Source organism: Achromobacter sp. F4_2707 (genome assembly GCF_047501535.1).
Classification (GTDB): domain Bacteria; phylum Pseudomonadota; class Gammaproteobacteria; order Burkholderiales; family Burkholderiaceae_B; genus Yanghanlia.
On the sequence record NZ_JAZDRJ010000017.1, the window covers coordinates 33,028 to 39,120 of the forward strand.

Annotated in this window: 3 protein-coding genes and 1 tRNA gene; all 4 read left to right on the top strand. The window is 58.1% G+C overall.

The annotated features are described in order from the left end of the window. Positions 1-8 precede the first annotated feature (8 nt). The 4 genes from mnmD (at position 9) to carA (ending at position 5,922) form a co-directional block, all read left to right on the top strand. A complete protein-coding gene (mnmD, locus tag VRY85_RS14485; RefSeq protein WP_414599315.1) occupies positions 9-1,859 on the top strand; it encodes a tRNA (5-methylaminomethyl-2-thiouridine)(34)-methyltransferase MnmD in 1,851 nt (616 codons plus the stop codon). Between the two features lie 219 nt (positions 1,860-2,078). Next, positions 2,079-4,301, top strand: a complete 2,223-nt coding sequence (locus VRY85_RS14490; protein WP_414599317.1) for a glycoside hydrolase family 31 protein — start codon at positions 2,079-2,081, stop codon at positions 4,299-4,301. Positions 4,302-4,365: 64 nt separating this feature from the next. Further along, positions 4,366-4,441 (top strand) — tRNA-Lys (locus tag VRY85_RS14495). Positions 4,442-4,767: 326 nt separating this feature from the next. Continuing rightward, a complete protein-coding gene (gene carA, locus VRY85_RS14500) occupies positions 4,768-5,922 on the top strand; it encodes a glutamine-hydrolyzing carbamoyl-phosphate synthase small subunit (protein ID WP_414599318.1) in 1,155 nt (384 codons plus the stop codon). The last annotated feature ends 171 nt before the right edge of the window (positions 5,923-6,093 follow it).

Genomic DNA, 6,093 nt, shown 5'->3' on the forward strand with positions numbered 1-6,093 from the left:
CTTGACTCATGAAATTGGGCCATGAACCCCTGCAGCCGGGGCGGTTGGATTTCGACGCGCTCGGCATTCCGGTCAGCGCCCGTTATGGCGATGTCTACCACGCGCGTGCGGGCGCAATGGCTCAAGCGCGTCATGTCTTTATCCAGGGCAATGGTCTACCCGAGCGATGGGTGGGGCAAGAAAGCTTCACTGTTTGTGAAACCGGTTTCGGTCTGGGTAACAACTTCCTGGCGTTGTGGCAGGCATGGCGAGATTGCCCCGGGCGTCCACAGCGGCTGCATGTGGTTTCTTTCGAGGCGCATCCTTTTTCTCGCGAGGATCTGGCGGTTGCCTTGGCGGGCCATAAAGGCGTGCTGCGCGATATGGCTGACGCCTTGCTGGCTGAGTGGCCGCTTCTGTTGCCTGGCATACACAGGCTTGAGTTTGAAGGAGGGCGACTGAGTCTGACCTTGGCTTTTGGCCGCATTGAACATCTTGCTCGCCAAGTAGAAGCCAAGGTAGACGCTTTCTTCCTGGATGGTTTTTCTCCGGCCCAGAATCCGGCCATGTGGTCGCGCTCCCTGTTTGGCCAGTTGGTGCGCATGGCGAATGCCGGCGCGACAGCAGCGACCTGGTGTAGTGCGGGGCAGGTAAGGCGTGATCTGGCTGCAGCCGGCTTTCTCGTGACGCGCGAGCCCGGATTCGGCGGCAAGCGCCAGATGTCCCGGGCGGTGCTCAGGCCGGGGCTGGGGGGAACGCCGCTTGTTGGGCGGTGTGACGATGTCATCGTGGTGGGGGGAGGCTTGGCCGGAGCGGGCGTGGCCCATTCGCTTGCCTTAAGAGGGCATGGCGTCACGGTGCTTGACCCGTCGTTCGAAAATGGCCCCGCCGGCAGCCATACAGGGCATCGCTGTGCGGCGATGACGCCTGCTTTGAGTCGGGATGACAACTTCATGTCGCGATTAAGCCGCGCCGGCATTCTTTTGTCGCAGCTGCGTTGGCGACGATTGGCTGGAGTCAGCGAAGGGTGCGGCTCACTGCTGCGTATCGCGCCTGAAGATGCAGCACTGTGGCAACGCACGCTTGATGAGTGGCGATTTCCATCTGAGTGGATGAGCTGGTGCGAGGCGAGCGAAACCGCTGAGCGTTGCGGTGTGCCCTTGTCGCAAGGGGTGGTCTGGCTGGCGCAAGGGGCTTTGGTGAGGCCGTCGTTATTGGTTGAGACGCTGCTGGCGCATGATGGCATTCGTACGCGAGTAGGGCGAGTAGCGTCCGTGCGGCCTGTCGCAGGCGGCTGGCAGGCGCTTGGCGCTGACGGTTCGGTGCTCGCTCAAGCGCCACGAGCGGTGATTGCTGCGGCAGCGGATTCCCCTGCCTTGCTACCGGACGTTCTGGGCGAGACAGGTTATGCCAAACTCGACGCAATGCAGCGTATGGGCGGGCAAGTCGCGTACTTTCGTGCTGATGGCTTGCCAGCGGTTCATGCCATTGTGGCTGGGGCAGGGTATTGGCTGCCTGCCGATAAGGGCGTACACGTGGGTGGCAGCACCTACATTTTTGATCAACCCAGGAGCGAGCTCAGTGCTGCGGGTTTTCAAGAAGTGGCGCATAAGGTGGCCGGCTTGTTAGAGATTTCGCCAGAAGCTTTGTTAGCTGCCCGCGTGCAGCCGGAAGGTTGGGCTGGATGGCGGATGGCGGTGAGAGATCATTTACCCATCATCGGGCCGGTGGATACACAGGAGACACTGTGGATGGCCTGTGCTTATGGTTCTCGGGGCCTGAGCTGGATGACATTGGCGGGTGAAATCATCGCCGCTCGGTGGAATAATGAACCAATGATGGTTGAGAGAGAGTTGCTAAGGGCCGTCAGGCTGCGCTAGAGCGCCTGAGCTGCATTTGTTTAGGGTGGCGTGGGGGTTGGGGTGGGTATGAGAGAAAAACGCCTTATGCGCTGTTTTATAGCGCCTATGCAAGGGTGGTAAGCGGTTTTTCCAGGGCCTTTTTACACCCTAAAACAGGCCGGATTTTATTTTATAGCGCAAATCCGTCAGAATAATGGCTTTTGAATGCTTATTGGGCCATGGCCCGAGGATTGCGCTGTGCCGCACGACTCTGATCAAGATAACGTTACCCCCTTGACCCATCTGGAATTCACCCACGCAAATTCCGTCCGGGCGGAATTCGCCTTTCCGGACGCTGGGCTTGCTTTGCATGTCGAAGCGCATGCACCCGGTGTTTACCGTATTCGGTGCGCACCTTCCAACATCCTAGCTACACGAGAAGAAAAACCGACTGCTCGCCAAAAAGCACATGCCGAAATGTTGCTGGCGCGAGACGAACCTGTTGGCGAATTGGCCACCAGCTCAGTGCTGGGCGCAAACGGCTGGCGTCTGGAACAGGGGGATGTCGTGCTGGAAATTGCGCTTGAACCGCTGCGCTTCACCCTGTATCGGGGTGAGAGCTGCGTGTGGCGCAGCGCCGCTGCCGACTTCCTGCAAAAAGGCGAACGCAATGACGAAGCGTTGTGGTGCCTTTCCACGCAGCTTGAAGAAGACGACTATCTGCACGGCCTGGGTGAGAACACAGGCGACCTCGATCGGCGTGGCTGCACCATCGTGTCGGACGACCCAGAGGCTCGCGCTGCTTCCTTGTTGTGGAGCACGCGGGGTTGGGGGCTGTATGTCAACACGCTGGGCCGCATTGAATACGACCTGGGGGCGACCCATACTGACATCTGCCAGCATGTTGTGCATGATGCTGTTCTGGATTTTTTCCTGTTTGCAGGGGAACCCACCGAAATCCTCAACCAACATTCCGCTCTGACCGGCAGGGCCGGCCAGCCGGGCCTGGCGCCTATGGGCGTCTGGCTTGAGCAGGCACCAGGCGCAAGCTTGGATGAAACCCTGGCCATTATCGAAAACTTCCGCGCCAATGAATGGAGTGTTGATACATTGGAGCTCGCAACGCCGGCTGTGTACGGCTTCCAGAGCGACAAGCCTGTATTCGAATGGGATGCGAACCGCTGTGGCGACGACCAGCGCGAGTTCCACGCCCGGCTCCAAGCGGCCAACGTGCAATTGGCCGCCCCCACCTTGCCCGCAGTTCTGGAAGGCACGGAGTTGTTCGAAGAGTGGGAAGACCGCGGCTGGCTGCTGATTCGCGATGAAGACGGTTCGGCATGTGTATTCCCCGGCAATGAATTTACCAACGGCCAGCCTTATGGCTTGCTCGACCTGACCAACAAAGATGTCTACAAGTTGTGGGTGGAGCGTCAGCGACAGGCCGTTGATGAAGGGCTGGCATCACCCGTTTGCAATGTGCAAACTGACATTCCTGACGATGTGACGGCGCGCGGCGGTGAGTGTGGCGCTGTACTGCGCACCATCTACCCCCTGCTGGCTCGGCGCGCGCTGTTTGACGCCGTGGCAGGGCATCGCACGCCGCAAGAGGGTGTGGTGGTCAGTACGGATCTTTTCCCCGCTGTTCAGCGCAGCACCTGGCAGGCAGGCCCACGTTGCGACAATACGTGGGACGGGCTGGCACACAGCTTGCGCAACGCGCTGGCATTAGGTGACAGCGGCGTGCCTGTGCAAACGCATCGCCTGGGTAATGCCCTGCGCCCGTTAGACGAAATGACGCCGGAGCTTTACATACGCTGGCTTGCCAACTGTGTCCTGTCGGCGAACTTCTCCTTCCAGGGTGTGCCTGGCTTGCTGCCTTCCGCGTTTGACGAGGCCACGCAAGAACTGGTGCGCCATTGGCTGCAGTGGCGTTATCGGTTGATCCCCTACGTGTTGGGCATTATCGAAGACTCGGTACGTACAGGGCTGCCGGTACAGCGTTCCATGGCCTTGTGCTTCCCATCCGACCCGGTCGCCCAAGCTTGGGACACCCAGTACATGTTTGGCCCAGCTTTGTTGGTCGCACCCATGTTGGAACCCGGTACCAAGGCTCGCGTTTACCTGCCGGAGGGTCAAGGCTGGTGGGATATGAACACCGGCTGGCGCTACGAGGGCGGAACCGTGCTGGAAGTGGAGTGCGGGCTGGACACGCTGCCGATATTCGGCCGTGAGGGCCAGATGCTCTGCTTGGGGCCGGGCGGTTTACACACGGGTGACTTCAACTCGGCCCGTCCGTTGGATGAAGTCTGGATGTTCGGCATGCCGGAACATAGCCCGGTGGTTATGCGCAACAAGATTCGCGTCATGCAGATGCAGGGCTCCAGCTACATTAAGGGCCTGGAAGGCTTGAAAATTCTGCCATCCGAGGGGCTTGAGGTGAAGCGACGGGGGGCTGAAGTTCGAATTTCGCGGGCACGTTAAATAAAAGCGCTTGACAAACGGAAGCGATATCGGTCATAATTGAAATCTTCGCTAAGCGTGGTTTGGGTCGTTAGCTCAGTCGGTAGAGCAGCGGACTTTTAATCCGTTGGTCGCGCGTTCGAGTCGCGCACGACCCACCAAAAAACGCTAGTGAAATCAAGAAATTAGCCGCTCTCTTACCAGGGCGGCTTTTCCTTTTTGGGCTCTTGTGCCCAAAACGTGACTACATCTGCGCGAGGAGCGAAGTGGCGGCTCTTCCCAATATATGTACTGTGCCTGGTATGCCCGGGGGAAAGTGATTTCTCGGGCCGGTCTTTGTGGGTTGCAAAAAACTTGAGCCTGACCGGCCGTGCGGGGCGTTCTCTGCTGTTAAAATTTGAAGGTATGCACATTGACCTTCAGGAAATTCCGGGCAATTCGAGCGGTGGGATGTTCAGAGTCTCCTGTCTAACCGGAGTTTATCTTGCTGCTGCCGTCACTACTTCCAGAGGGTTGTGATTCCACACCCTCAGCCATACTTGCCCTGGCAGACGGTACTATTTTTAAGGGAATTTCGGTCGGCGCAGAAGGGTATTGCGTCGCTGAAATTGTCTTTAATACTGCCATGACGGGTTATCAGGAAATTCTGACTGACCCAAGCTATAACGGCCAGATCATCACCTTCACTTATCCCCATATTGGTAATACCGGTACGAACGCGGAAGACGTTGAGTCCGACCGGGTACATGCGGCCGGCCTGGTGATGCGTGATTGTTCGCTAAAGGTGTCGAATTATCGTTCCACCAAGCCATTGCCTCAGTATTTACGTGAGGAAGGGGTGGTGGCCATCGCAGGTGTCGATACACGTAAGCTGACGCGCATGATTCGTGACCAGGGTGCGCAGGGGGCTTGCATCTTTGTCGGCGACGACGCTGCACGAGCTGTGCAGTTGGCGCGGGAATTTCCGGGCATGTCAGGCCAGGATCTCGCGCGAATTGTGTCGGTCGAGGATAAACGCGAGTGGACGCAGGGCACATGGCAATTGGGCCAGGGCTATAAGCAGTCTGCCGAAGGTCGATACCATGTTGTCGCCTACGACTACGGCATTAAGTCGAATATTCTGCGCCTGCTTGCCGACCGTGGTTGCCACATTACTCTGGTTCCTGCAGAAACCAAGGTTGAGGATGTTCTGGCGCTGGAGCCCGACGGGCTCTTTTTATCGAACGGGCCGGGCGACCCCGAACCTTGCACGTACGCGATTGAAACTGCGCGGGTGGCTCTGGAACGCAAGATTCCCTTATTTGGCATCTGCCTGGGGCAGCAGATTCTTGGCCTCAGCCTGGCGGGCCGCACCGTCAAGATGAAAACAGGCCACCATGGGGCCAACCATCCGGTCAAGGATGTCGAAAGCGGGCGGGTCTTTATTACCAGCCAGAATCACGGTTTCAGCGTCGATGCGGAGTCTTTGCCTGAAAACGTTAAGGTAACCCACGTGTCGTTGGTTGATGGCTCTCTGCAGGGCTTTGAGCTGACCGACAGACCTGCGTTCTGCTTCCAGGGGCACCCGGAAGCCAGCCCGGGCCCGCATGACATTGTCGTGCTCTTCGATAAATTCATCAGCCTGATGGCTGAGCAGAAATAAATCCTGATATGCCAAAGCGCACAGATATACAAAGTATCCTCATAATCGGTGCAGGCCCCATTATTATTGGTCAGGCTTGTGAGTTCGACTATTCCGGGGCGCAGGCCTGCAAGGCGCTGAAAGCGGAAGGCTATCGCACCATTTTGGTCAATAGCAATCCGGCCACCATCA

What these genes read in the sequence shown, in the direction of transcription:
- mnmD (WP_414599315.1), top strand. Translation starts at nt 9, where the DNA reads ATGAAATTGGGCCATGAACCCCTGCAGCCGGGGCGGTTGGATTTCGAC.